Below are 2359 nucleotides of genomic sequence, written 5' to 3'. Positions count from 1 at the left end.
TTTTTTTATGCCTGACTGGTGTCCTTTTTCCCAGCCAACCCTTTCGCCTTTATCTTGCAAACGCTGTGCAATACTCACGATAGCCTCCTGATGCTTATCAGCCTGTTCACTAAGTTGTTGAACAATGGACTCAAAGTAAGGTGAATCCAACACAATAAACAGGTAATTAAGGATAGTAATGATGTCATTATCACTATTATACTGTTGATTCAGTGCTTGTGCCAATAATGGGATAACGCGCTCAAACTCATCACGTAACTGCTTGTGTTTCATTGCCAGTTCCATCACTGCGATTTTGCGATGATTGACCAACTCATTATCATCAATCACGGTGACATCGACTAATGGAAAGGCACGCGTATACAACTCATTGGCAATGTCAGATAACGGAAAACAATCAGTCCACAATTGAGAATACGGATAGGGCGAGCGACCACCGTGATAAAACAGAACAGGCACCACTAAGGGCAATGTTTTATGGCCTTGTTGAAGGTGCTGATTCATGGCTAAAAAAGCATAGTGCATTAATCGCCATGCCATGAGTTTATCGGGTGTCGATTGATGCTCAACAAGCAAATAAATATACCCTTCACCTTGGATTGTTTGCACTGAATACAATACATCCGATAAACGAGAGCGTAATTGTTTATCAATAAATGAAGAATTCGTGAGTGTTAATGTCTTGAAATCACATAATGATTTAATAGGGTGTGGTAAGTGAATATCAAAAAAATCTCTGGCGCTGTCGATATTCGTCATAAAGCCTTTAAACGCGGCATCATGAGCAGAGGGTGTTTGTTTAGGTTTCATCAGTCCATTTACCTATCTCCTATAAAAGAGAAAAGAGTATAACGCAAAAACAATTTATTGTATATTTTCAATTAGATACGTGTTTTAGTAACAGTTTTATGTATACAATATCGATTATCTTATTAACTGAAATATTTTTAGCTCATTGGCGTAATGATGTTATATTAATAATTCACAATATCAGTAGGGCGAAATAATGAAAAAATTAACACTTCAAGAAATGACCGATGCTCAGCAGATGAGAGTTAAAACAAAGATAGGTCAAGAAAGAAAGATGTTAGGACGAGAATTAACCAACGCCGAAATGAATAGAGTCAAAAATGCCATTATTACCGAAATCTCCCTCGAAGTAGAAAAAGCAGCAAAAGCCAAAAAAACACAAATCCAAAAGAAAAAACAAAAGCTTGTCGTCAGTGATGAAACCTACAGTTGGTCTGCTAAAAACCATAACCGTGGTTATCGTTAATTATTAAATAAAAAAAAACAGAGCCTTATAGTGATTGCTGGCTCTGTTTATTTATTCTCTGATGTTGGAAAAATGTTATTAAAGATTTCAGAAACTATTATTAACTACGACATTAGCATTACAAAAAATTTCAATTATGTGTAGCTATCCATCCTTACAATATTTTTATTCTACATTTAAAAAACATTTTAATATGATGATAAAAAATAAAGAGATAAATAAACTTAAAATAATAAATAAAAAATGTAATTGCTCCATATTTTATTTCTCCATTTAATATCAATACATTTTATTTAAATAAAAAAACAACATTCCCTTGTCTTATTTATACAATGTTCTATATATTAAAAGTAGCTCGAGTTATATCTAATATTCGATTTAACTAGATCGTTATTTGCAACTATCACTAATGATTTAATATATTTATTAAAATAAGGTAACGCTATGAATAAAAAAGCAAAAAAATTTCCTGATATCGATCTTGATATTAATACTGATGTTATTAAGTTATCATCGAAGAAACAAATAGACGAAGAAGATAATGTTGAAGGAAGAGGAACATCACAACGTGTTTATATCAATATCTATAATGAAACGTCAGAAAATTTTTTCTTGGCATCAGGGCAATCTCCTGAACAAGGAAAATGGGAAATTGCGCCATTACAAATTCTATATGCGGGAGATAAAATCAGAGTTATTAATGTTGGCGTCGCATTTACTGGGCCGAAAGGGCAATTAAATTATCGAACATTTGGAGATGAATTTTGTAATATTTCATGGCATTGGACACATCAAAATAAATTTACACGCAACATAAATGTAGGCCCAGCACCGTTGTATCATGAAGACTCACAAGATATCAGTGCACTTGATTATATTACACTATCTGTTTATATTCGCTCCAAATAATAATTTTTAATTTATACAGTTTAATATATTTTAATTAACTCATATCGGTTCGATAATATCTGATAAATGTCCTATTAATAATTATGAAAATATTATAATGTTATTATCTTTAATCTTATTTATCGAACCGATTTTATCTATTATTAATATTTTTTATCGTAATTTTTATAATCC

The 2359-nt window shown here is 31.8% G+C and carries 3 protein-coding genes and 1 pseudogene; 3 read left to right on the top strand and 1 reads right to left on the bottom strand.

Annotation, left to right across the window (positions count from 1 at the left end):
• Nucleotides 1-810 (bottom strand): Rpn family recombination-promoting nuclease/putative transposase (locus M983_RS16355; RefSeq protein ID WP_066753522.1); only part of this gene is annotated, 810 nt, incomplete at its 3' end.
• A 196-nt stretch (nucleotides 811-1006) separates the two neighbouring features.
• Between M983_RS16355 and M983_RS16350 the strand changes: the two genes are divergently transcribed.
• The 3 genes and pseudogenes from M983_RS16350 (at nucleotide 1007) to M983_RS16345 (ending at nucleotide 2185) form a co-directional block, all read left to right on the top strand.
• Nucleotides 1007-1276: a YjbD family protein gene (locus M983_RS16350; protein WP_066753520.1), complete on the top strand. Its 270-nt coding sequence runs from the start codon at nucleotides 1007-1009 to the stop codon at nucleotides 1274-1276.
• 88 nt (nucleotides 1277-1364) lie between these two features.
• Nucleotides 1365-1553 (top strand): annotated as a pseudogene (locus M983_RS18085) (hypothetical protein); the annotation flags it as partial.
• A 167-nt stretch (nucleotides 1554-1720) separates the two neighbouring features.
• Nucleotides 1721-2185: a hypothetical protein gene (locus tag M983_RS16345; protein ID WP_066753518.1), complete on the top strand. Its 465-nt coding sequence runs from the start codon at nucleotides 1721-1723 to the stop codon at nucleotides 2183-2185.
• Nucleotides 2186-2359 lie beyond the last annotated feature (174 nt).

It is taken from the genome of Proteus myxofaciens ATCC 19692, assembly GCF_001654855.1.
Classification (GTDB): domain Bacteria; phylum Pseudomonadota; class Gammaproteobacteria; order Enterobacterales; family Enterobacteriaceae; genus Proteus; species Proteus myxofaciens.
Note: the sequence above shows the minus strand (reverse complement) of the source record. Positions and strands in the feature narration are given on the sequence as shown.

Coding starts and splice junctions, on each gene's coding strand:
- M983_RS16345 (WP_066753518.1), top strand. CDS start 1,721: ATGAATAAAAAAGCAAAAAAATTTCCTGATATCGATCTTGATATTAAT.
- M983_RS16350 (WP_066753520.1), top strand. CDS start 1,007: ATGAAAAAATTAACACTTCAAGAAATGACCGATGCTCAGCAGATGAGA.